Origin of the sequence: Mucilaginibacter sp. RCC_168, assembly GCF_041355315.1 — a bacterium.
Taxonomy (GTDB): domain Bacteria; phylum Bacteroidota; class Bacteroidia; order Sphingobacteriales; family Sphingobacteriaceae; genus Mucilaginibacter.
Window position 1 is genome coordinate 1 of sequence record NZ_JBFUPN010000005.1, and the last position, 25,233, is coordinate 25,233.

Consider the following 25,233-nt stretch of genomic DNA (forward strand, 5'->3'; position numbering starts at 1 on the left):
TCAACTTCAACAAGTCGGGTACTCGCATATACCCCTAAAGTTAAGGTTATCCATTCGTCTTCCCAACACCTGTGGTTTGCAACGAGTGCTTATTGTGGAGAGGCGATTGCATCGCTCTTGCGTTTTAAACGCAAACCCATGTTAAGCACTCGTTGCAAACGAGCGCAAGACTAGGTTAAAATTGGGTTTACATGGACCATTTCCGGATCCTCTGCGAGAGACCTTAAGGGACATAATCCAACTCAATCAAACATTCATTCAACAACTAATAACTAACTTTATTTCAAAAACAGTGCAACCTATCGGCGCGTATTGCGTCTTATAAACAAATAATTAACATTAACCATGAAATCACTAACCAAACTATTACTACTTGCAGCTTTAGCAACAGGCACTACCGGCTATACTTACGCTGCACCTGTTACTACTGTTAAAACCATACAACAAAGCACGCAGGATCGTCATTTATCAGGCTTCCACGCTATTGACCTGGCGGGCTCTTTTGATGTTTATATTACCCAGGGGTCAACAGAATCGGTAAAGGTAGAAGCACCATCTAATGTTATTGACCGTATTGTTACCGAAGTACAGGATGGCGTATTAAAAATACACAGTAAGAAAGATTCCAACTGGAATAACTGGGGCTTTGGAAACAGGAAAATGGTGATCTATGTGACCGCGAAGGATCTGAATGGCGTTTCGGTAACCGGTTCTGGCGATATCTTTTTTAAAGATGGTATCAGCACTAACTCCTTAAGATTAAACGTCACCGGTTCAGGCGATATGTTAGGCAAAGTAAATGTAAAAAAACTGGAAAGCAAGATCTCTGGTTCCGGCGATATGAGCCTATCGGGCCGTGCCGATGACTCAAGTGTAAGCGTAGTTGGCTCTGGTGATTTTAAAGCCCGCGACCTGGTAACCGTGAATACCGCGGTACGTGTAGCAGGCAGTGGCGATGCAACTGTAAATGCCAGCAATAAAGTAGAAGCATCTGTAAGCGGCTCTGGCGATATTCACTATACCGGCGGCGCCAAAAACATCAGCAGCTCCAAGGCAGGCAGCGGCGATATCAGCAGGCTGTAAACAAAAGGGAACAAGGAGCAAGGATTTTTGGAATGAGGACAAGATAACTTAGTCCTCATTCGGCTTTATATAACGATGGTAGCACCTCACTTATCTTTGCTCCTTGTTCCAAAAATCCTTACTCACAATTAAAACCTCGTATAAAAAGCCAGTTGGGCTACGTGGTTTAGCGTATAGCTTTCGGCCAGGTTAATGTATTGGTTAAGGTAACCGGCTTCTACATCAAACATTTTGCTCACGCGGTAACCCAGCGCAACATAGGCACGGTTTTGATCAAAGAAGTGTTTGTTCACCCGGTTTTTGTTTTGAACATTAACAAAGGCTTCATTTTGCAGGGCCAGGAAAGGGCCTTTGGTAAATACTGCCGAATCATTCTTAAATGGAATTACACCCCGTACAAAATACCGGAAACGCTGGGCAAAGTAATCGTCATTTTTATTATTGGCGGTTTTCCCTAAAAAGCGTTGCTCTAAACGGAAACGGTGTGCTATGGCAATGTGTTTACCCAGCTTGTGCGAGTAAGTATACTGCTGCCATATCCGGTGCTCAGGCCTAAAGGTTTTGTCGCCATTGGCACTACGGCCATTGGTGGCGATATAGGCATAACCCAGCGCCGCAATTTTGTTATTGGCAAAGTAATAATTTGCCGATGGACGGAGCAGGATGTGTTTTAAATAGCTCAGGTCATCATGTGAGCGGAATTGCCCGTCGAACGAATAGCCCCAGTGTTCAGACAGACGTTGGCTGTGAAACCAGGCCGCCCAACCCGAAAATTGATTCTCTTGTGCCAATAGCCTTGCAGGAGCTATAAACAGGAACACAAAAAGAACCAGTAGTTTGTGTTTTAATTGCATAGTATATGTGATTTGTTTTAAAACTTGATACGCGATTAAGGTTAATTTCTTTCTTTTTAATCCTTGAACTTGAGCAGGGTTTTCCGGCCCAGGTCAAACGTTACTCTAAAGGCTTCCTGGTTACTCATCTGATATCCCGGTACCTGGTGGAAGCTTAAAATAAACTGCCCTTTTATCCTGTTAAATAAAAACGGCGTATAAATAAGATCCAAACGGTTATAAGTTTTAAACTGATAAAACGAATCGCCGTATATGATATGGCTGCCCTGGCCTTTATAAAATTCATCATACAAAGCAAACTTGTGCCAGCTAAAATAAGCGTTTGCTATAAAGCCCGCCGGTTTTTGAAAACCATCAACACCACGGGTGCGTTCAAATGACATCATGCCGCCTGCCTCTACTGATAACGAATCTAAAAAGGTTTTATGACTGAAGTCTAGACCTAAACGGATTTGCCCCCCACCGTTGTCCTGGATATGATCGTTAGGAATAGGCACACCCGGTCCAGCATCATGCAACAGCAAAAAGTAATGCGACACATAAAAAGGGCCAAAAAGTGATGGGCGGTACTTACCCGAAAAACCAAACAAAAACTCCTCGCGCTGGGTATCGGTTTGATGACTCACCCAGTCAATCCAGCCGGTTTCGGTAAAGTGCTCATTATGGTAACGCGCCAGTAAACCTTCAACGTTGGGGCGGTAGTAACGCAGCGTATCGTTCAGCAAGGCACGCGGGTAATCGTCAAGTAGACCCTCGCGCGGGAAAGCACCGGCGTTAAACAGCCAGCTTTTGCCGGTATAGCTGTAATAAGCCACGGGATTAACCTTTGCAAAATAAGGCTGTGCTCCAAAATCATGCAAGGCATTGGCACCTACAACAAAATGATGCACGCTATCGATATTCAAACCCAGATCAAGTTCGGTACGCACACCGGAGTAGGTATGTGACCTTTCTGTAAAAGGTTTATACTCCCGGTTGTCCAGAAAGCCCATTCCATTAAAATGGATGTCAAGGCTATTTTGTGCCAAAGCAGCAGTACTGCTTATGAAGATAATGATTGCAAATAAGTATAATTTTTTAAGCATGGGGTGATGTATTATTTAACTGTAAAATTGATAATACCGCTGTTTCGTCCTCCAGCAAAGGGCTCGGTGCGTAACGAAAACAGCAGATCATAGCGTCCCTTTTTTGCGGGCGCTGTAAGTGTAAATTTATATTGTGTGGTTTGCCCTGGCTGTAAAGCAATATGATAAAAGCTGTCGTCGGCCTTCTGCGTATTTACCAGATCTGATGAATTTTCAAAAAAGCAAGCCTCAAAATAAACAGGCGACTCATCGGGCGTATTTCCAAAATTAATGGGAAAGCTATAGGTGTTTTTGAATGAAAGGTCAAAGGTGAGTTTTTGCCCCGGTGATGCAGTCACTTTATAAGATAAAGGCTTGAAATCAATTTTCTGATAGGTACGCACATTATTTACCCAACCGGCATACCAGTTGCCAACTGGTGTTTTAATAGTATCGGGAGTTACCCCCGGTATGCGATCTTCCATCACCAGGTAAGCCTTCTTACGCTGTATACTATCGTCAATGGGCCATATATCATATTGGGTACGGCGGTAATAACGCGTATCGTAATTAAGCCCCTTAACGGTATTGTTATAAAAATTATATTTTGATGGATTTTGAAAGCCCTCACTAAATATCACATAATTATCGCCCGCCTTATCATGTACTGTTTTGGCCCAGTTCTTAAAACCGAAAAAGCTTCTGATGGCCCCAACTTCCATCATAAATGAGGGTCCCCATACAATCAACAACCTAAGCGTTACGATCAAAACTATATTGACTATCGCCAGGCGACTAAACCATGCAGGCCAACCGCTTTGCGCAAAGTGAATAAGTACCAGCATAGCTAAAGGCACATATACAATAAGCGTCCAGTGCAACTGCACCTCGCCTTTAAATGAGGTGAGGAAAAAGAAAATCAATATGCCAATGCTATTTACCAGCAATGTGCGCATAAAGGTATCCTTGATACGTACGGTAAAGCTTTTATAAAACAAAAACCAGCCTATTAGCGGCCCGGCCATAACCAGTTGGCCCAAGGGGTACAGGTAGGAGTAGGAAAAATCATAAGTTTCGGCCGAACGTTCGGAAAGATGGTATTTGATAGACGGATAATCGTGATTTATCTGCCACAAAATATGTGGTGTATAAAAAGCCACAGCTAACACTACAATACCCCAAAACGATGGGCGCTTTAATAACTTCAGATTGGAGAGCAGCGTAAATCCTACAACTAAAATACCATGATACTTACTATAAAGCAAACCCGCAACAACCAGGGCGAGTATGAGCGCAAGCGGCCAGCTATCCCTTTCGGCATACCGTTGGTAGAAAAAGAAAAATAAGGTAGTAAATAATAACAGCGGCGCATCAGGTGTAGTGGTAAAACCGTAGATATGGAAAACAAATATCCCCGGTATCACCAGGATAAAGGCTTTGGCATTTACCTGGTATTTTTTTAGCATCAGCCATATCAGGTATAATGACACCGAACTGCTGAGCACAGTGAACAACCGCAAGCCAAATTCATTATGTATCAGACTATAGCCGGCTTTGATGAACAGGGCCACCATGGGTGGGTGGTCATAATAACCCCAATCCAAAAACCGCGAGTACATCCAGTAGTAGGCCTCGTCGGCGTGTATCTCCAGGGTGCCGGCTTGCAGTACATTCAATACCGTCCAAAGCAACAAAAAATAAATAACGGGGCGATTATAGTTCATCGTGGCCTGCGTGTTATTTAAGTTGCTTTGCTGCATTAATATCCTGAAAATTGAATGGGCAAAGGTATGATAAAAGATATAAGCGTTAAAATGTTAGTAATCATGGTTAAGTAAAATACATCTAATCTTCATCATTTAACCTCACTTATAAAACAGCCGCTTCCTTGTTATACTTGATCCGGTAGTCGTTTGGGGTCATACCGGTGATCTTTTTAAAAATATCCCGGAAAGTTTTCATGTCTGAATATCCCACATGATACATCACTTCATTGATCGACCGCTTACCGGTTTCCAGCAGCTTCTTGGTAGCTTCGATCTTGACACGCTGGATATACTCAACCACAGTGCTCCTGGTGGCCTTTTTAAACCGGCGCTCAAACGTGCGGCGACTGACATTAAGAACATCCGCTATCTGGTCGACAGTTAACTTTCCTTTATAATTCTGTTCAATAAATTCCTGTGATCTCAGGATGGTGTCATCCTCATGATTCTTTTGGCCGTTAAAAATAATAAAGGGCGATTGGTACCTGCGGTCGATATCGATCACAAAAAATTTAGCTGTGTGAATAGCTATTTCGCGGCTGGTATATTTTTCGACCAGATACAACAGCAGGTTCCAATAGGCATTATTACCACCGCTTGAATACAAACCATGCTGATGGGTGATCACCTTTTCGTCAACCAGGGTTACATCCGGATAATAATATCTGAATTCGTTGGCATACGCCCAGTGTGTTGTGCATTGCCTGTCGCGCAGCAAGCCTGTAAAAGCCAGCAGAAAGGCGCCGGTACATAAACTGGCCACTTCGGCACCTTGTTTATATTGATCAATTATCCAGGAGGCATAATCTTTGTTTACATAAGCGGCGGCAATAGCGTCGCCCATCATGGAAGGGATAATGATGAGATCTGTTTTCGGTAGGTCATCCATGATCACATCCGGCTTAACAGAGAAAATGCCATTGCTTAATTGTACTTCCTTATCTGTCCCTAGCAGTTTCACCTCAAACAAAGGCGGCTGCCCCAATTTTTCCAGCAGTTCGTTAACAGTAGCAAATACATAAGCAGTATCGGCAATGGATGCCATCACCGCATTTTTAAGTGTTAAAATGGCTATACTGATCATGAACTAAATATACCATTTTGTCGCAATACCCTACCTAACATTGTCGTATTAGCACATCACGCATAAAAGATATTGCGTTTACCTTTGTTTTAACAAAACAACAATCATCATGATCAGCATTAATCCTTATTTAAATTTCATGGGTAATACCGAAGAGGCCATGAACTTTTACCAATCTATATTCGGTGTAGAATTTGCAGGTTTTCAGCGTTTTAACGAAAGTCCGGGTTTTGAGCGGATGCCAAAGCAGGATCAGGGAAAGGTCATGTACTCGTCGCTCCCCATGGGCAAACATAACAACCTGATGGCTACCGACACACTTGAATCCATGGGGCAAACCTTAACTATCGGCAACAATTTTTATATCTGTGTAAATACCGAAAGCGAGGCCGAAACCGACAAGCTGTTCAATGGCCTGTCAGCAGGCGGTAAAATAGAAATGCCACTTAACAAAACTTTTTGGGGTGCCTATTGCGGTATGTGCTGCGATAGGTTCGGCATACAATGGATGCTCAATTATGACCTGAAACAAAACAGTAAATAATCATGAAAAGGATAAATATATTGTACTGGATCTGTACAGGTATATTGCTCGCTGTTGTAGGTGTGGGTTCCGTATTCGACGCGATTTCGTACCCCGATTCGGTTAAGATAGTTACCGGGCTTGGATATCCTGCTTACCTGGTGCCTTTCCTGGGTATTGCCAGGCTCCTGGCTTTCGCAGTGATCCTTATTCCTGGCTATCCACGGTTAAAAGAGTGGGCCTATGCCGGCATAGCTTTCGACATACTGGGCGCCTTGTATTCCAACATCGTCCTTGGTCGACCTTTGCCGGCTTTGATCTTTATCATCCTGCCTGTTTTACTGTTGGCGGGGTCCTATATATTTTATCATAAAAGATCAGACATAGGTAATCGTGTGTTTGTCGAAAGCTAAACCGGTCAGAAAAAAAGTGAACACAAAAAAGGCCTTCTTAAATAAGAAGGCCTTTTTACTATAAACTCTTTTATAAATTGTTATTGTGCAGATAAAGCCGCGGCACCGCTCACAATTTCGGTAAGCTCGGTGGTAATGGCTGCCTGACGGGCCTGGTTGTATGAAAGCTTAAGGGCTTTTAACAATTCGCCTGCGTTTTCGGTAGCCTTATCCATGGCTGTCATACGGGCCCCATGTTCAGACGCGTTTGAATCCAGCACAGCACGGTATAACTGGATCTTGATATTTTTAGGTATCAGCTGCTCCACAATTTCTTCTTGCGAAGGCTCCAGGATGTAATCAACATTAGCTGTTTTTACCTCATCCGTTTTTTCGGGTTTTGGCACTGGTAACAATTGTTCGGCAATTAAATATTGTACAGCTGCATTACGGAAGTGGTTATACACCAGCTCCACACGGTCAAACTTACCATTAACAAAACCTTCCATAATGCTCTCGGTAATTTTGGAAGTATTTTCGAAGTTAAGTTCATTGTACAGATCGTTATTGTTACCAATTACATTGTACTTCCGTCGCTCGTAATACTCCTGGCTTTTTTTACCGATAGCCACTATCGAAACATTACCGGCCTGTAATTGCTTGGTATATTTTTCGGCAATAAGGTTGTTAGCTGTTTTAATTGCGTTGGCATTAAAAGCACCAGCCAAACCACGGTTTGAAGTTACTACAACCACCAATACACGCACGGGCTCGCGCTCCTGCAAATAAGGTGATGAACCATCCTCTAAACTTGCAGATAAATTAGCCAGCAGCTCTTTTAGCTTATTGGCATAAGGGCGCAATTGTACAATAGCATTTGTAGCACGCTTCAACTTAGCCGCCGAAACCATTTTCATAGCCTTGGTGATCTGCTGGGTTGATGATACAGATGTTATCCTGTTTCTTACTTCTTTTAAATTAGCCATTTTGTTGAGATGTGAGATGTGAGATGTGAGATATGAGACTTACTCATTTTCTCTTTCCTCCACTACTCATTTCTATTGCTTTTTTTAAAGATTTAAGATATAAGCCATTGTCTCATATCTCAAATCTAATATCTCATATCTAAAATTAATATCTTGCTGCCAGTTCTTTGGCTACAGTTTCTAATGCGCCGGTGATCTGGTCGTCGAATTTACCTGCTTTAAGGGCAGCTAAAACCTCTGGGTGACGGGCCTCTAACTGGCTGGTAAATTCAACTTCAAACTTCCTGATATCTTTTACAGGCACATTACGCATCAGGTTTTTAGTACCTAAGTATATAATAGCTACTTGTTTTTCAACAGTTACCGGAGCAAACTGACCTTGCTTCAATATCTCTACGTTACGGATACCTTTGTCTAATACAGTTTTGGTGGAAGCATCAAGATCCGAACCGAATTTGGAGAATGCTTCCAATTCGCGGTATTGAGCCTGATCCAGTTTCAAGGTACCAGCTACTTTTTTCATGGATTTGATCTGCGCGTTACCACCCACACGTGATACCGAGATACCTACGTTAATGGCCGGACGAACACCCGCGTTAAACAGATTTGATTCCAGGAATATCTGACCATCGGTAATAGAGATTACGTTGGTTGGGATATAAGCAGATACGTCACCAGCTTGTGTTTCGATGATAGGCAAAGCGGTTAATGAACCACCACCTTTCACAATACCCCTTATAGACTCGGGAAGATCGTTCATTTGCTGCGCGATAGAATCATTCGCGTTGATCTTAGCGGCACGCTCTAATAAACGGCTGTGCAGGTAAAACACGTCACCTGGATAAGCCTCACGGCCCGGTGGACGACGTAATAACAATGATACCTCACGGTAAGCAACAGCTTGTTTTGACAAATCATCATAGATGATCAAAGCTGGCCTTCCGGTATCACGGAAGTACTCGCCGATAGCGGCACCCGCAAACGGAGCAAAGAACTGCATGGTTGCAGAATCTGAAGCGTTTGCAGCTACAATGATAGAGTATGGCATAGCACCATTTTCTTCCAGTGTACGTACAATGTTTGCTACTGTACTTGCTTTTTGACCGCAAGCTACATATATGCAGATAACCGGCTGTCCGGCATCATAAAATTCTTTTTGGTTGATGATGGTATCGATACAAACGGCAGTTTTACCGGTCTGGCGGTCACCGATTACCAGCTCACGTTGTCCGCGGCCGATAGGGATCATCGCGTCGATAGCTTTGATACCGGTTTGCAGAGGCTCAGTTACCGGCTGACGATAGATTACACCTGGCGCTTTACGCTCCAAAGGCATTTCATAGGTTTGACCACTGATAGGGCCTTTACCGTCAATTGGGTTACCCAAGGTATCCACAACACGACCAAGCATACCTTCACCTACGTTGATAGACGCGATACGGTTGGTACGTTTTACGGTATCACCTTCTTTAATATCGTCAGATTTACCTAACAATACCACACCTACGTTATCTTCTTCAAGGTTAAGTACGATACCTTGCAATCCTGTGCCAAATTCTACAAGCTCTCCTGATTGTACTTTTGTCAATCCATAAACGCGTGCAATACCGTCACCCACCTGGAGTACAGTACCCACTTCTTCTAATTCAGATTCTGACTTGAAGCCTGCCAATTGCTGACGCAAAATTGCCGATACTTCGTCTGGTCTTACCTCTACCATTGTTTAAAATTTATTTAGAGTTTTAGTGTTAATATTAAACTGCCTGTTCGGCAAATTCTTTCTTTAATTTCTTCAGGCTGGCAGCAATGCTGGTATCTACCTGCCTGTCGCCCACCGTTAATACAAAACCACCAATTAATGATGAGTCAACCTTAGCTTCCAGTTCAACAGTACCACCAATTGCCTTTTGTAATTCGGCAACCAGTGTTTGTTTGTTGGCTGCAGAAAGCTCTGTAGCCGAAGCAACTTTTGCTTTGGTGATATGCCTTTTGATGTTATACTGGTTAATGTATTCAAGCGCGGTAGCGTATAATACCTCACCACGACCTTTGTTAACCATCAATTTAAAAAATGCGATAGTAACCTTGTTCACCTTACCAGCAAACACTTCATCCAGTATTTTTATCTTTTTGATGTGGGCGATGATCGGGTTACTTAAAACAGCTTTAAGTTCAGGATTTGCCTTAAGGGTATGCAAAAACAGATCCATATCGGCCTTGATGGCGTCAACAATATCTTGTTCCTGCGCAAGGTCAATTAGTGATTTGGCGTACCTGGTTCCTACTGTTAATTCTGACATATCTTTTTTATTTGGGAATTGGGATTTTCGATTTCGGATTTTTGCCCGATGGATAAATTCAAATTCGCTCTTTATATAAATTATAACAATTTCAAAAATCCGAAATCACAATTCCGAAATCCGAAATTATTTACAATTTAACTTCTTTTAATAGTTGGCTCACCAGTTCGTCTTGTTTCTGATGATCTTCAAATTGCTTGCGTAATACTTTTTCGGCAATTTGTAATGACAGGGTAGCTACCTGATTTTTAACATCAGCCATAGCTATTGATTTCTGGTTGTTGATTTCCACACGGGCCAGTTCAATCATGCGTGCACCTTCTTTGTGGGCAAGCTCTTTGGCATCAGCTATCATTTGTTCTTTTACTTTGCGGGCTTCAGACAGGATCTGGTCGCGCTCGGCACGGGCTTGTTTCAGTAACGACTCATTCTCGTTAGTTAAACGGGCCATCTCATCTTTAGCGGCTTCGGCTTTTGACAATGAATCTTCAATAAAGCGTTCACGATCATTAAGAGCGCCTAAAATAGGTTTCCAGGCAAACCTTCTTAATATAAACAGCAGAATAAAGAAAGATACCGTAGTCCAAAAAACCAAACCTATTGCAGGTGTAACTAATTCCATAATATATAATTATTAATATCCTTAAATACTTAAAAGAATATGCCCGGAGCCAATCGCTCCGGGATATATTCTTAATTTTTCTTAGCCAAGGAAGGCTACAACCACCGCAAATAATGCAACACCTTCTACAAGGGCTGCTGCGATGATCATGTTAGTTTGAATTTTTGAAGCAGCTTCTGGTTGACGGGCAATACCTTCAACGGCTTTACCACCAATCTGGCCAATACCGATACCAGCGCCAATTACGGCTAAACCTGCACCAATTGTTCCAATTTTACCTACTACTCCTGCTGCGGCTACAGCCTGAGCAATGGTTCCGATCATTCCAATCATTGTTTGTTGATTTATATATAAGATAATTAATTAATATTAATGATGATGCTCCTCAACTGCCATACCGATGAACAGCGCAGAGAGCATTGTAAAAATGTATGCCTGTAAAAATGCAACCAATAGCTCCAGCACGTCCATAAATACAACAAATGCAACAGAAGCAGGCGCCACCCAAATAGACTTTAGTATAAATATTAGCGATATTAAGCTCAACGCCACAATGTGTCCTGCAGTAATATTGGCAAATAAACGAATCATTAAAGCGATGGGCTTTGAAAATATACCGATTACCTCAACAGGAACCATGATAATATACAACCAAAAAGGGATATCAGGTGCAAATATGTGTTTCCAGTAATATCTGTTACCGCTAAAGGTAATTACTACTAAAACAATGGCCGCAAGTACAAATGTTACCGAAATATTCCCCGTTAAGTTAAAGCCCCCCGGAAAGACCGGCACCAGGCCTAATAAATTATTAATAAGGATAAAGAAAAATATGGTAAGCAGCAATGACATGTACCTGGCATACTTTACGCCAATATTAGGGATAGCCACATCATCCCTTACAAAAAGGATAATAGGCTCTAATAATGCCTGGAGGCCCTTAGGCGCTTTTCCAGCTCGCTTTTTATAGCTTGATGAGATGGTAAAAAACAAAATCAACAAAATGATCATACCCACCCACATGCTAACCACATTACGGGTTATTGAAAGATCATATATCTTAGCGCTATTATTAACTTCACCATTATCAGCTACAGCCACTATTTTATTTCCTTCAAGTTTGTAGCTGTAGTACTTCCCTTTATAAACGGGCAATTCTTTACTTTCTTCTTTAGGCATTAAATCACCTGATGAAAATATGTCCAGACCTTTGTCAGTATAAAGAATAACAGGCAACGAGATGAAGTGCTCGCCAAGTAATGGTATTGCTACCGGCCATGAGTGCGAATCGCCTATGTGTTCAAAGATCGCTTCTTTCGGATCAAAAGCTTTCTCGGTGCCTTCAGAAGCCTTTTCCTGCGAAAAAGATAATGTTGACTTAACACAAAGCAGCAAAAAAAGCGCGGAAATCAGTAATGGTTTAAATATTTTTGAGTTCAAAATCGAGCTATTATTCATCTAAATGAAGTTTTCTACCTTATTTTTTGGTTGCGCAAGTTACGTAACAAACCATAAATTTCAAAGGCCATATTTAAGAAATATATGTAAAAAAAATCGGCCATGAAAACATACCTGTTTACGCTGTTTTTCTTTAAAAAAATAAGCACGAAAAACAAGCAGGCCAATATTTTAACCGTTGTAGCCGCTAAAAAGGCTTGCGCATACAATTCCTGGTTAATTTGCCCTACAATTACAATGGAAATTACAGTTAAAAAGGTGAGTCCAGTGATGAAAAAAAACAGCAGCCAAAATTTATTATCTAACCAGTTGGCATAACCCGTATAACTTAGCAACAACGGCGGTATAGCTATAATCACTATAAAAAACAAAAAGGATATTATATTAGGAAGCAGCTTCAACTTTTCACAGATTTGATAACAATATATAATGCAATAAATACTCCAATAAGCGACAGTACAGCTGTTACCCATTTTATTTGGTTAGCCATAGCCGCGTCAATTTTATAGCCTGCAAAAGCAAACAGGGCAATAATAACCAGCATCTGAAAAGCAATACCGCTAAATTTAGCAATGCTGTTTACTTCTTCTCTATTTTCAGATTCGTCGTCCTGTTCTTTTTTTGGCATGTGCAAATTTATGAAAAGCGTTGGTCTGAACCAGAATTATCGGAATTAAAACGTTTGAATCAGAATTCTCAGAATTAAAGAATTAACAGCATAATAAATCCCAAATCGAACATCCGAAATCCGAAATGATTGGCATCATCAAAACTAACAACGGTTAAAATCGAACATCCTAAATCCGAAATCGTATAATGTTTAGTATTTTAGCGATGCTTTTAAAACCAATAGCTTATTTTGAGGCAACTACCTATATCTTCTATGTATAAAAACGGTAAAGTTTTACTGTTTACCCTTATCATTATCATTGCGGGGTGCTCGCTCGAAAAGCAAAGCGGCCTTAACCGCTCCATGCAAAACCTTACCGCGCATTACAATATCCTGTTTAATGCCAACGAGTTATTACGCCGTAAACAGGAAAGTTATGCTGCATCGTTCCCAGATGCTTATACCGAATTATTGAATGTTTATCCCGATACTACCAGTCAGAGCGGTTCGCCGGATAAGGATATGGAGCTGGCCATTACCAAGGCCAATACCATTATCAACATCAAAGAGCAAAGCCATTACATTGGCAATGCCTACCTGGTTTTGGGCAAAGCCCGCTTTTTGGAGGGCAGCTATTTTGACGCGGTGGAGTATTTTAGCTATGTGGTACGTTCATTCGGGAATAATTTCCCGCTGGCCCAGGAAGCTATGGTTTGGAAAGGGCGCTCTCTTTTATACCTGAACAATTTGCCGCAAGCCAAGGTGGTTATAGATTCGGCTATACAAAACATCAATCCCAAAAAACCAGGCAAAAGTTTCACTGCCGATGTATATGCAACACGCATGCAATACAACATCAACACGCAAAACTATGCCGAGGCCGAGGAAGATGCCAAGCAAGCTATCCAATTCTGTTCGGTAAGCAGGTTGAAGCTACGCTGGATCTTTATTCTGGCCCAATTACAGGAGCTCAATCTAAAACCAGCCGACGCTTACGATAGCTATACCCGCATTGTGCAAAGCAATGCCTCGTTTGAGATGGCCTTTAATGCCAATTTAAACCGCATCCGGATACAGGATAACCGCAATGGTATTAAATTAAGTAAGATAGACCAGCTACGTAAACTATTAAAGAATCACGACAATATTGATTTTTTCGACCAGATATACTATCACATCGGGCAGCAATATTATTCCACCGGCGATATTGATAACGCCATCAAGAACTACAAACTATCCATACGCCACAGCACTAAAAACGAAAATCAGCGGGGCGTATCCTATCTGCGCATTGCCGACATTGATTTTAAAAATAAGGCCAATTATGAGGGCGCTAAATTGTATTACGATAGTACCCTTACCTACCTGTCGCCCAGCTATCCGGGCTATCAGCTTATTGTTAAAAAGAGTAACAATCTGCAAATACTGACAGGTCTGCTCCAAACCATAGCCCGAGAGGATACGCTGCAGATGCTGGCCGGGCTCGACGAAAAAACGCGGCTTGCTCATATTGATGCGATGGTTGCCCGTAAAGCGGCCCAGGAAAAAGCTGCCGCCGCCGAGGCAGCTGCTTCGGCGGCGGCAGCCAGCAATAACAACCGCGATCCGTTCAGCAACAGCTTTACCTTAAATAATCCCGATGCACAGTCACCACAAAATGGCCTAAACCGACAGTATGGACAAAACGGACAAAATAGCCAAAACGTGGTAAGCTCATTCTATTTTTATAATACCAATGCGGTAAGCCAGGGTTATGTTGCCTTTAAGCGCCAGTGGGGAAACCGCAAACTGGAAGACAACTGGCGCCGCAGTAAACGTTCAAACGCAGGTATGCCCACCAACGCCGGACCTACAACAGGACCAAACACCACTACCGACAAGCTCGCGGGCCTTAGCGGTAAGGCTGCAGATTCGGTAAGAAACGTGGAGTATAAACAACAGCTCATTCATGATCTGCCGCTAACGCCCGATCAGCTTAGTCAGTCCAATATCCGTATTTACAATGCCTACCTTGATCTTGGCAATTTATACCGCGATGTGCTGGAAGATAAAAAAGAGGCTATAGCCGCCTTTGAGAAAATGCTTGCCCGCTTTCCGAATAACCCGGATAAGCCGGCTATCTATTATAATCTGTTTCGTTTGTATACGGATATCGACGCGGCCAAATCCGACATGTACAAAAACCTTATCCTGAAAGAATACCCGCAAACCGCGTTCGCCAAAATAATTCTTGATCCGGAGTACAGCAAAAAGCTAAACGACGCCAACGCCGGGTTTAATGTATTTTATAACCAGGTATATGATCTGTATGAGCAAAAACAATACGCCCAGGTGATCAGCGCCGCAGAAGATCTGTTAAAGAGATACCCGGACAACCGCTTCTCGGCACAACTATTTTATTTAAAGGCCATAGCCGCGGGACACCAGGAAAAACTGCCGCCATTTTTGACTGATATGCAGGAGATAGTTGCCAAATACCCCGATGATGTATTAATAACTCCGCTGGCCCAGCAGCACCTGGCTTACATTCATGCCAACCTGGAGGAAGTAGCCGCGCGACCGGTGGTACTTAATAGCGAAGATCCAAACGAAATTCCGTTCACTCCTCCTGTAGCCTATCAAAAGCAAACAGAGTACCGGAAAACCTATATACCATCGCCGCAGCTGCCAGAATACCGACACCCGGTGAACGCGCCTTTGAACGGACTGGCCTCGGCTACAACAAAGATCAATACCCAGCTAAACACGCCACAGGGTAAACTAAGCGACAATCATATTCAACAGCCTGCATACGTATTACAACAAGCCAATCAGGCTAATCCGGACAGCGTTAACACAACGGTAGCTCCACCCGTTATTGTAGCAGAAAACATCGCCTCCATATTCTCAAAGCGCGATAGCACCCACTACTATTTTGCTATAAATGTAACTTCGGGTACAACTAACCTGGCATCTTCACGTTTTGGTATAGGGCAATTTAACCGTATCCGTTTTTTTGGCTATGGCTTTAAACACGAGTTGGTTAATGCCGGGCCAGACGACCAGATCATTTACATTGGCCGCTTTTTCAGCCTGAGCGATGCCCGGAAATATGCCAAGAGCATTATCCCGGTATTACCCGATATTATGAAGGTTCCTAAGGATAAATACAGTTTTTTTATCATTACCAAGGAAAATCTGGATAAATTAGCCGATCAAAAAACGGTGGATAGTTATATTAACTATTACCAGAAAAATTATTGAAATGAGAACTACTAAGCCCAAGCTTACGCAACAGGATATAAGACGATATAATTGGTACATATGGCGCACCATAATAGCCGGTTTCGTTTTTGTTGGATTGATGATAGCGCTAACAATTTTTGATGTATTTGGTCAGCTGCCTTCCTTCCGCGATCTGGAAAATCCAAAAAGCAATCAGGCATCCGAAGTATTATCTGCTGATAAAAAGGTATTAGGTACCTATTATATACAAAACCGGTCCAACGTAACCTATGGAGAACTATCACCCAACGTAGTTAACGCGTTGGTGGCTACCGAGGACAAGCGTTTTTTTGAACACTCCGGCATTGATTTTGGTCGCAGCTTTACTATTTTTCTGCATTTACTCATCGGGCAGAAACAAGGCGGCAGTACTATTACCCAGCAACTGGCGCTCAACCTGTTCTCAGAAAGGGCCGCCAATCCATTTAAACGTGTAATCCAAAAAATGCAGGAATGGGTAACCGCTGTTAAACTGGAACGCCATTATACCAAAGAGGAGATCCTGACCATGTACCTTAACACGGTTGATTTTGGCGCCTATAACACCTATGGCATCAAGTCGGCTGCACGTACCTATTTTAATACTACTCCTGATAAGCTTACACCAGACCAGGCAGCATTACTAATTGGTATGGTGAACGGGCCCGGCATCTACTCGCCTATCCGTCACCCCGAAAACGCGTTGAAACGCCGTAACCTGGTACTTAACCGCATGGTAGAGAAAGGAGACCTGAACCAGGCACAGGCCGATGAGTACAAACAAAAACCACTTGGGCTCGATTTTCACCCGAACAATCACTTTGACGGCCCGGCACCTTATTTCAGATCGGTACTTAAAAAAGAGTTGCAAAAACTGTTTAGGGAGCAAAACATCAACCGCTCAGATGGTTCGCCTTATGACCTTGATCGTGACGGCCTTAAAATATATACCACCATTGATGCCACCATGCAGCAATATGCGGAGGAGGCTCAGCAGCAATATATGCGCGATCTGCAGGTACAGTTCAATGATCATTGGCGCGGAAAAAACCTGGCTAAAAGCATCCATAATTATAAACTGCTGATTCAGCAGGGCATGTTTAAATCAGACAGGTACAAGCAGCTGAAGGCCCAGGGTATGAGCGATGAAGATATCACCACCAACTTTAATACTCCTGACAAGCTCAATCTGTTTACCTGGCACGGCGACATTGATACACTGATGAAACCGATCGACTCTATTGTATATTGTAAAATGCTGCTCCGTAATGCCTTGATGAGTATGGACCCAACTACAGGCTATGTTAAAGCCTGGGTAGGCGGCACCAACTTTGAGCATTTTAAATATGATCAGGTTAAAAATGGTACGCGCCAGGTGGGCTCAACAGCCAAACCGTTCACCTACGCGGTAGCTATTGATAATGGCTACTCGCCTTGCATGAAGATCAATAATGTGCCGGACACCATCAGAGGTTATGGCAGCGGTCCGTGGTGCCCGCGCTCATCACCATCAGAAACTATACCAGGCTTTATTACCCTGCGCCAGGCTTTGGCACATTCTCAAAACTGGGTAACCGCCCACGTAATGGGTGAAGTTAAACCCGAGCCGGTTGTAGAGTTAATCAAAAAAATGGGGATCACCAGCCCTGTACCGCCGTATCCTTCTATTTGCCTGGGTACGTTTGATGCTTCTGTATTTGAAATGACAGCCGCTTATTCGGTATTCGCCAACCACGGTTTGTGGACAGAGCCCACCTATATATTACGCATTGAGGATAAAAACGGAAACGTTTTATATACCCATACACCAAAAGTAGTACAGGCCATGAACCCGCAAACTGCCTACGTAATGACTTATATGCTTAAAGGGGTAATTCAGGATGGTACGGGCTCCCGCTTACAATATAAATATGGTCTTAGCAACCCGATAGGTGGTAAAACCGGCACCACCCAAAACAACTCCGATGGCTGGTTTATTGGCATCACCCCACAACTGGTTACCGGTTTGTGGACAGGCTGCGAAGATCGTGACATTGCATTCCAGTCGACCCGGCTGGGTGAAGGTGCCAACAGCGCATTGCCTATATTTGCGTTCTACATGAAAAAAGTATACGCCAACGCCGCGTTAGGCATCAAGAAGAATGTCGATTTTGATGCACCTAAAAACGGTGTGAGTATAGTAATGGATTGCAACCAATACAATCAGCAACAACAGGGAACTACTGAAGTTGATAAGAAGCTGGGATTTTAGATTAACCCCAAACGTCATTGCGAGGAACGAAGCAATCCCCAACTATACAGGGCTTATCCATAAAGCGACTCTGTAAATAGGGGATTGCTTCGTTCCTCGCAATGACGCACTGATATCTGTTTTCATTAAATGAGTTATGAGTGAAAAATTTGATTATAAAGTTGCATTAAAAAATATACCTCACAAACCTGGTGTTTATCAATATTGGGATAGTGAGCAGGAACTGATATATATTGGCAAAGCCAAAGATCTGCGCAACCGGGTTGGGTCGTACTTTAACCAGGATGTACATGTAAATGCCAAAACCCGGGTTTTGGTATCCAAGATCCGTAATATCACTTTTACCATTGTTGATACCGAGGTTGATGCCTGGCTGCTGGAGAACAGCATGATCAAAAAGCATCAGCCACGTTACAACGTGATGCTTAAGGATGATAAAACCTATCCCTGGATCATCATCAAGAACGAGAACTACCCCCGCATTTTCTGGACCCGGCGTATTATTAAAGATGGCTCCAAATACCTGGGGCCATATGCTTCGGTAAGCATGATGCATAATATTTTGGGGTTGATTAAAGAAACTTATCCCCTGCGCACCTGCAACCTGCAGCTTACCCGCGAAAACATTGACAAAGGAAAGTTTAAAGTTTGCCTGGAATATCAGTTGGGCAACTGCAAAGGCCCTTGCCAAAACTACCAGACCGAAGATGATTACAACAACAGCATCGAGGAGATTAAAGATATCCTTAACGGTAAGATAGGCGCTGTATTACGCCGGCTTAAAACCGAAATGGACACAGCCGTTGCGGAGTATAACTACGAACTTGCCCACCGCCTAAAGCGCAAATTTGAATTGCTGGAAAACTACCAGAGCAAATCAACGGTTGTTAATTCATCCATAACAGACGTGGATGTTTTCAGCATCGCGTCGGAAGATAAAATAGCCTTTGTTAACTTTTTAAAAGTAATGAACGGCACCATCATCCAAACGCAAACCATTGAGCTTAAAAAGCGCCTGGATGAGAGCGATGAGGAACTACTTACCCTCGCCATATCCGAGTTCAGGAGTCGTTATAACAGCGATTCTAAAGAAATCATTGTGCCTTTTGGTATCGACCTGGAAGACCATCCCGGCATTAAGTTCACCGTACCCAAACTGGGCGAAAAGAAAAAGCTGCTCGATCTTTCGCAAAAGAATGTGCTCTTCTTCAAAAAAGAAAAGATAGACCAATACGAAAAGCTGAATCCTGAGGTCCGTACCGAACGTTTGCTCACGCAGATGATGAAGGATTTGCGGATGAACCAGCTGCCCCGCCATATTGAGTGTTTTGATAACTCCAATTTCCAGGGTAAATACCCGGTATCGGCTATTGTGGTGTTTAAAGATGGTAAGCCATCCAAGAAAGACTACCGGCACTTCCACGTAAAAACGGTAGAAGGCCCGAATGACTTTGCCACCATGGAAGAGGCCGTACACCGCCGCTACCGCCGTATGCTGGAGGAAGGTACCGAACTTCCTCAACTCATCATTATTGATGGAGGAAAGGGCCAGTTATCATCGGCCATGCACAGCCTTAAACTACTGGGTATCGATAAACAGGTAACCGTTATAGGCATTGCCAAACGCCTGGAAGAACTGTATTATCCTAACGACCAGTATCCGATGTACCTGGATAAAAAATCAGAAACATTAAAAGTGATCCAACACCTGCGCGATGAGGCCCACCGTTTTGGCATCACTTTTCACCGGAAGATTCGCGATAAAGGCACCCTGGCTACCGAACTGGAACTGATAGATGGCATAGGCAAAACCACCGCCGAGAAGTTATTAAAATATTTCAAATCGGTAAAAAAGATCCGTGAAGCCAGTGAAGAAACGCTATTGGAAGTAGTTAACCTGAAACAGGCAAAAGCTATTTTAGGATATTTTGGCAAAGAGGCAGAAACTGGTCAAAATTAAAAGAGCAATATAACCAACCCGTCATTGCTGTAAGGTACGAAGCAATCCCCGATAAGCAGAGCGGCTCTGTATAGCTTAGAGATTGCTTCGTACCTCGCAATGACGCTTGAAAGAGGATTGTATAGAAAACAAAAAAGCCAAAACTCATACCCGCAGGCTCTGAATTTTAGCTTTAAAATTTAGGTTGGTAATTGGTTAGTACGACCACAGGTTAAGCTCCCAGTCCATCAGTGTTTTTTTGATCCGATCCGACTCGTAAAGCTTATCAATACCTTGTGCGTAATCTTTTATGCGTTCGTCTTTATCGTTACTTTCTTTAACAATATAACTGGTGAAGATCCGCTTCATAAAAACATCATCGAAACTTAAACCTGTCGCGTCGCTGTTACGGCTGGCAACTTCTTTGGTGGCAAAAATAGGTCTTGCTTCCGGGAAATATACCCAAAACGCGGGCTGATAATCCAGGTCAAGGTTGCCTGCTTTTGGTTTGATCAATGGCGCTATGCCAATAATGCGGGGCTCAAATACCGAGCGTTGTTTATCAAAAACCCAGTCTTCTTTAATCCGGAATTTAACTACACTATCGGGGTTAAACTCACCGGCTTGTAACGACGATCCTATTTTATTACCGTCTTTATCAAACTTATCAACTACCGAACTATCTGCCATTTTGGATTTGGCACCTCCCGCTGAAAGCGGTACCGTAAAAGCATCGCCTCCCGGATCATCCTTCGTTGGTGTTGGATCATAAGCGGTTAACTCGCCTGCAGCAATAGCATTTAACAGCACATCAATCAATCTGCTTTTTGGCGAGGCCAGGTACTGGTTCATTTTTTCGCGTACATCAATTTCCCTCCAAATACGTTTAGCAAAAACCACATCGTTTTCGCGCAGGTTTGGCAGGGGCGTAACCTTGGCATTCAGGATGTTGTTCTTTTTATAATAACCATCAAGCGGTCTTTCAAAAGGCTTGTTTGGATCAAATACCTTACGCTTTGAAGTATCGGCAACCGGTGGCTGGCTTACCACATTATCCTGCTGGCTGGATTGCTGTGGTTGCAGCTGTGCTGGCTGCTGCTGTACGGGTTGTTGTTGCGTGGTAGTAGCAGGTTTCCTGGTACGTTTTTTAGCCGGGCGTTTCTGGGCAAATGCTGCCGACACGCACACTAAGCAAAGTACAACCACCAAAATTTTCTTTTTCATACGCCTTTAATTTGCGGATATAACAATCGGGTCAAGTCCTCTCGGTGTTCCATCAGGGCCAACTGCAACAATATCCTTAAATACAACAGTAGTGCCCGGTGTAACGGTACTCATCGCTGAACGCATCGCACTTGTTAGTTCGCCGCCGCCAGAGCTTGAATATATAATAGCATCCTGGCGGGGCTTTACAACAAGCAGTGTAAAACGCGTTACGTTAAATTTAGCATCAAAGTCAAAATTCTCCAATTTGGCAAATACCCTGTCCTGCGCCCTTAGGTTTGCAGCACTGGTATTACCGCCGCTTTTGCCGGCAAATTGTGGTTTAGGATCCGGGATGCGTTTTACACGAAATACAGATGTACCTAAAACCATACCTTTTTCGCCGGTAACAGTAGCTTTTACTTCCCCTACACTGCTTACTCTGGCTGTATAATGACCGCCGCTACCGCTAACAGAAGCTCCGGGAATGCTGATATTAATACTGGATGTAGGCACACCCGGCGCCGATACCGAAAGCGGGTTGGATACACCTATATATAATACGTTCATTTTATCGGGCGATACCACTGCCGATGGCTTGGCTACCATATAAGTAGCTGAAATAGGATATACCTTTGGCGGACCCTCTACCTGTTTCACAGACAAACTACCTGTCCAGGTATGTAATCCTTCCCCACTTGCAGTAGTAGTATAAGTACCTACCCCGTCAGCCGTTGGTATTGTAGTCCCGCCTACGGTAATTATAGGGTCTGATTTTTTATCGTATGCTGTTAAGTAAATTTCAGCTTTGTATTGCTGACCAGCCAAAACATAACTGCTTGGCGCCACTGCAACTGCCCTAAACTGGTTTAGAGTTACCTGCGCTTGATCAACTTTACCGAGTATTTTTTTCACAACCTCATTTTCTGCATTTTTATTATCAGCTTGTACCTTGGCCAAGGTAGTTAACGCTGCTCCCAATGGGATACCATCGCCAAAATAAGCTTGCTGCCAGGTTTTACGTGGATAGCCTTTAACCTTAGGCGGATCGTTAGCATTCAGCGAAAAGTTAACACCAGAGCTATCCTTACCCAATAATGCCAACAACTTTCCCTTTGTACTTTCTATCTGCTCTTTTAATGCATCAGCCTTTTTGTCGTTGATCATTATCTCTGGAGATATATCAACGCTTTCCCGGCCGTCAACATCATTAGTTGCCTCGTTTATACCACCGCCCTTTTCAATCAATATTTTTTTCAAATTCTCAACATAACCGTTCAATTCGTCTGCTATCTTGCTGGCTTCTCTCGCTTTTCCTAATAAGATTTGTGCTTTTTCAGGTTGTTCTTTCAACTTGGTAGCTTCAAACGCAGAATAAGTACTTTGCAGGCTGGTTGTCACATTCGTCCGCGACTGGTCTAAACTGTTTGTAATATTTTTAAAAGCATCTAACAGATTATCTGGTACACTTAAGGCAATTAAGCCTAAAAGCACCAGGTATAGTATGCCTATCATTCGCTGTCTTGGGGTTTCCTTACCTCCGGCCATCTATATAAATATTAGCTTGTAAAAAATCTATTAATTATATTAATTAACACGTGGCTGGTTCATTGCAGTAAGCATATTCCCATACACCGAATTTAACGATGCCAGGTTTTTAGCTAAACGCCCCACTTCTTCCTTAAACTGTTTTGAATCATCCAAAGATTCATTGAAGTTGTTCATGGTTAAAGACAGGTTTTTATAAAAGTTGTTCATTGATTTTAAATGAGCGCTTGAATCCTGCAGTTCCAATTCATAAACAGCATTCAGCTCAGACAGGTTACGACCCAATTTGGTCACCTGCTCATGGTATACTTTTGAATCAACATTTGAATTGGCCAATTCTGATAAATTAGCTGATGCCTTATCAAAAGCGGTACTTAGCTTATCATAGCTTGCCGAGGCCGTTTTTACTTTATCGGTAAAGGCAATAGTAGCTTCGCCAGCATCAGTTACCCTTGATATAGCGGCAACTTTATCGCCAAAAGTTCTTAAACCATCGCCCAGGCTACGTACCAAATCCGGACCTATTTTAGCGTCTTCAAGCATTTTATCTAAAGCCTGTGTGTTTGATGAATTACTGCTTGCTGCAGGTCTTATTGTTGCCTTTGGCAATTCTCCGTTAAAATCTTCATTCAATTCAGGATAAACACGCGTCCAGTCAACATCTGAATCCTGCGGGAAAACACCCAATATAAAAAACAAAAATGCTTCTACTCCTAATCCGATCCTGATAAAGGTTGATGCAAATGGTAAGTGTTCTATTTTAAATAATAATCCTATAATCACAATTGATGCCCCGATAGAAATAACACTTCCCAGCCATTTCGGTGATTTCCTTTTCCCTGCCATAATAATTCAGAAATAATTTGTGTAGATTGTTTATTAATTAGTTAGTTTATCGTTTGTCTTTAATATCGCGGCCCAAATAGTCAGTTACGCAACGGAAACCAATGTATGATTTCGCGGTGTCCTGATATTCATAGGTGCGGGTCGCATTTTGAAGAAAATATCCGATATCTTTCCATGATCCGCCGCGTACAACTTTACGTTTTAATACTTCCGGATCTGTTGATTTAGCTTCGTAATTAAATGTAGGTGCAAGGTCGTGTACAAATGATGATGCTGATTCGTCATATGTTGACGATGTCCACTCGGCTACGTTACCGGCCATGTTATACAGGCCATAATCATTAGGAAAATACGAGCGAACATTTACAGTATAAGCGCCGCCATCATCCGTATAATTACCACGGCCAGGCTTAAAGTTAGCCAGCAAACAGCCTTTAGCATTTTTAATGTAAGGACCGCCCCACGGATAGTCGGTACCTATCCTGCCGCCCCGCGCGGCATATTCAAATTGAGCCTCGGAAGGCAAACTGTATGGTAAGCGGTGCGGTAAGCGGCGTGAATCTTTATAGGCATCGTTATAACGGGTACGCCATACGGTGTATGCCCGCGCCTGCCTCCAGGTTACGCCAACTACAGGATAATTGCGGAAAGCCGGATGCGAAAAATAACCTTCAACCATAGGCTCGTTGGCAGCGTATGAAAAATCACTCAGCCATACCAGGGTATCCGGATAAACGGCTACGGTATCGCGCAAAATGAAATCAGAACGTCTTTTGGTTTTATCGTTTTTATAATTGGCCGCATCACGCAGTACCATAATGGAGTAGTTATACTTTAATATACGTACATCTATTTCATTGCGGTCAAACACCCGGTCGTCGCCCTGATAATACATGCCCTGTAATTTTGAAGCATTACCGGCCTGGCCTTTTTTATTACTCCAAACAGGATTCTTTTTTACATAATCCCAGTTAATGAATTTTTTGCCGTTATTATTATTGGCATTGGCACCGGCGCCTTTGGGTTGGATGTAATATTTATTATCGTTAGCGTAATTGGTAATGGCGATGGAATCGCGAACCCAGTAAACAAACTGTTTGTACTGGCTGTTGGTGGTTTCGGTTTGATCCATGAAGAAAGGAGCAATGGTAACCTGCTTGGTTTGCGCTATCTGCGCAAAGGTTACATCCTGATCGGTTTGTCCCATCAGGAAGGTTCCGCCGGGTATATAAACCATACCATAAGGCACTTCGGACCTGAATGAACGTTGTGGGATACCGGTAACCTCCCCTCTATCGCCTCCTTTGCTGCAACCGCTCAAAAACCCGCCCGCCAAAACAACTATTAAAAAGTAGATATGCTTCATTTTTAAACAAATTCAGTTATATAAACTATAACATTATGAGCCCCCCGAATATATTAAAAATTTGCGCTAACAAACCCAAAAAACATTTTTTTAAC

22 protein-coding genes are annotated in these 25,233 nt (G+C 42.8%); 6 read left to right on the forward strand and 16 right to left on the reverse strand.

Translation table 11 applies throughout. The features are described 5' to 3' along the window. Nucleotides 1-345: 345 nt before the first annotated feature. Nucleotides 346-1,083: a head GIN domain-containing protein gene (locus AB6735_RS05335; RefSeq protein ID WP_370994817.1), complete on the forward strand. Its 738-nt coding sequence runs from the start codon at nt 346-348 to the stop codon at nt 1,081-1,083. A 128-nt stretch (nt 1,084-1,211) separates the two neighbouring features. Here AB6735_RS05335 and AB6735_RS05340 read toward each other — a convergent pair whose 3' ends face one another. The 4 genes from AB6735_RS05340 to AB6735_RS05355 all read right to left on the reverse strand — a co-directional run bounded on the left by AB6735_RS05340 (nt 1,212) and on the right by AB6735_RS05355 (nt 5,851). Continuing rightward, on the reverse strand, nt 1,212-1,937 hold the full coding sequence (locus AB6735_RS05340; protein WP_370994818.1) for a DUF2490 domain-containing protein: 726 nt from the start codon (nt 1,935-1,937) through the stop codon (nt 1,212-1,214). Nucleotides 1,938-1,993: 56 nt separating this feature from the next. Beyond that, entirely contained in the window at nt 1,994-3,022 is a 1,029-nt protein-coding gene (locus AB6735_RS05345; RefSeq protein WP_370994819.1) for a hypothetical protein, read from the reverse strand. A gap of 11 nt (nt 3,023-3,033) precedes the next feature. Further along, complete coding sequence (locus AB6735_RS05350) at nt 3,034-4,761, reverse strand: glycosyltransferase family 39 protein (protein WP_370994820.1); 1,728 nt, start codon at nt 4,759-4,761, stop codon at nt 3,034-3,036. Nucleotides 4,762-4,870: 109 nt separating this feature from the next. Then, the gene (locus AB6735_RS05355; RefSeq protein WP_370994822.1) at nt 4,871-5,851 is read right to left on the reverse strand and encodes a GlxA family transcriptional regulator; all 981 of its coding nucleotides are present in this window, start codon (nt 5,849-5,851) and stop codon (nt 4,871-4,873) included. Between the two features lie 109 nt (nt 5,852-5,960). On the opposite strand from AB6735_RS05355, the gene AB6735_RS05360 reads away from it, so the two are divergent. Together AB6735_RS05360 and AB6735_RS05365 are read left to right on the forward strand one after the other, a co-directional pair. Further along, on the forward strand, nt 5,961-6,395 hold the full coding sequence (locus tag AB6735_RS05360) for a VOC family protein (RefSeq protein ID WP_370994823.1): 435 nt from the start codon (nt 5,961-5,963) through the stop codon (nt 6,393-6,395). 2 nt (nt 6,396-6,397) lie between these two features. After that, nucleotides 6,398-6,787, forward strand: coding sequence for a DoxX family protein (locus AB6735_RS05365; protein ID WP_370994824.1), 390 nt, complete (start codon nt 6,398-6,400; stop codon nt 6,785-6,787). A gap of 80 nt (nt 6,788-6,867) precedes the next feature. On the opposite strand, the gene atpG is transcribed toward AB6735_RS05365, so the two are convergent. The 8 genes from atpG to AB6735_RS05405 form a co-directional block, all read right to left on the reverse strand. Next, nucleotides 6,868-7,752: an ATP synthase F1 subunit gamma gene (atpG, locus tag AB6735_RS05370; RefSeq protein WP_370994825.1), complete on the reverse strand. Its 885-nt coding sequence runs from the start codon at nt 7,750-7,752 to the stop codon at nt 6,868-6,870. Between the two features lie 145 nt (nt 7,753-7,897). Next, nucleotides 7,898-9,472 (reverse strand): F0F1 ATP synthase subunit alpha, encoded by a 1,575-nt coding sequence (atpA, locus tag AB6735_RS05375; protein ID WP_370994826.1) that lies wholly within the window; start codon nt 9,470-9,472, stop codon nt 7,898-7,900. Nucleotides 9,473-9,506: 34 nt separating this feature from the next. Beyond that, nucleotides 9,507-10,052, reverse strand: a complete 546-nt coding sequence (gene atpH, locus AB6735_RS05380) for an ATP synthase F1 subunit delta (RefSeq protein ID WP_370994827.1) — start codon at nt 10,050-10,052, stop codon at nt 9,507-9,509. A 130-nt stretch (nt 10,053-10,182) separates the two neighbouring features. Further along, entirely contained in the window at nt 10,183-10,674 is a 492-nt protein-coding gene (locus tag AB6735_RS05385; RefSeq protein ID WP_370994828.1) for a F0F1 ATP synthase subunit B, read from the reverse strand. A gap of 81 nt (nt 10,675-10,755) precedes the next feature. Next, nucleotides 10,756-10,998 (reverse strand): ATP synthase F0 subunit C, encoded by a 243-nt coding sequence (gene atpE / locus AB6735_RS05390; RefSeq protein ID WP_370995043.1) that lies wholly within the window; start codon nt 10,996-10,998, stop codon nt 10,756-10,758. 45 nt (nt 10,999-11,043) lie between these two features. Further along, complete coding sequence (atpB, locus tag AB6735_RS05395; RefSeq protein ID WP_370994829.1) at nt 11,044-12,114, reverse strand: F0F1 ATP synthase subunit A; 1,071 nt, start codon at nt 12,112-12,114, stop codon at nt 11,044-11,046. Between the two features lie 32 nt (nt 12,115-12,146). Then, nucleotides 12,147-12,533, reverse strand: a complete 387-nt coding sequence (locus AB6735_RS05400; protein WP_370994830.1) for a hypothetical protein — start codon at nt 12,531-12,533, stop codon at nt 12,147-12,149. Continuing rightward, the gene (locus AB6735_RS05405) at nt 12,530-12,760 is read right to left on the reverse strand and encodes an AtpZ/AtpI family protein (RefSeq protein WP_370994831.1); all 231 of its coding nucleotides are present in this window, start codon (nt 12,758-12,760) and stop codon (nt 12,530-12,532) included. Before AB6735_RS05405 ends, AB6735_RS05400 begins: the two co-directional genes overlap by 4 nt. Nucleotides 12,761-13,015: 255 nt before the next feature. Between AB6735_RS05405 and AB6735_RS05410 the strand changes: the two genes are divergently transcribed. The 3 genes from AB6735_RS05410 to uvrC all read left to right on the forward strand — a co-directional run bounded on the left by AB6735_RS05410 (nt 13,016) and on the right by uvrC (nt 20,196). Beyond that, nucleotides 13,016-15,985, forward strand: coding sequence for a tetratricopeptide repeat protein (locus AB6735_RS05410; RefSeq protein WP_370994832.1), 2,970 nt, complete (start codon nt 13,016-13,018; stop codon nt 15,983-15,985). A gap of 1 nt (nt 15,986) precedes the next feature. Further along, a complete protein-coding gene (locus tag AB6735_RS05415) occupies nt 15,987-18,236 on the forward strand; it encodes a transglycosylase domain-containing protein (protein WP_370994833.1) in 2,250 nt (749 codons plus the stop codon). Between the two features lie 136 nt (nt 18,237-18,372). Beyond that, complete coding sequence (gene uvrC, locus AB6735_RS05420; protein WP_370994834.1) at nt 18,373-20,196, forward strand: excinuclease ABC subunit UvrC; 1,824 nt, start codon at nt 18,373-18,375, stop codon at nt 20,194-20,196. A 195-nt stretch (nt 20,197-20,391) separates the two neighbouring features. On the opposite strand, the gene gldN is transcribed toward uvrC, so the two are convergent. From gldN to AB6735_RS05440, 4 genes are read right to left on the reverse strand one after another with little or no spacing between them, the layout of a single operon-like run. Then, a complete protein-coding gene (gene gldN / locus AB6735_RS05425; protein ID WP_370994835.1) occupies nt 20,392-21,399 on the reverse strand; it encodes a gliding motility protein GldN in 1,008 nt (335 codons plus the stop codon). A gap of 6 nt (nt 21,400-21,405) precedes the next feature. Beyond that, entirely contained in the window at nt 21,406-22,926 is a 1,521-nt protein-coding gene (gldM, locus tag AB6735_RS05430; protein ID WP_370994836.1) for a gliding motility protein GldM, read from the reverse strand. A gap of 39 nt (nt 22,927-22,965) precedes the next feature. Further along, entirely contained in the window at nt 22,966-23,772 is an 807-nt protein-coding gene (gene gldL, locus AB6735_RS05435; RefSeq protein ID WP_370994837.1) for a gliding motility protein GldL, read from the reverse strand. Between the two features lie 46 nt (nt 23,773-23,818). After that, nucleotides 23,819-25,138 (reverse strand): SUMF1/EgtB/PvdO family nonheme iron enzyme, encoded by a 1,320-nt coding sequence (locus AB6735_RS05440; protein ID WP_370994838.1) that lies wholly within the window; start codon nt 25,136-25,138, stop codon nt 23,819-23,821. Between the last annotated feature and the right edge of the window lie 95 nt (nt 25,139-25,233).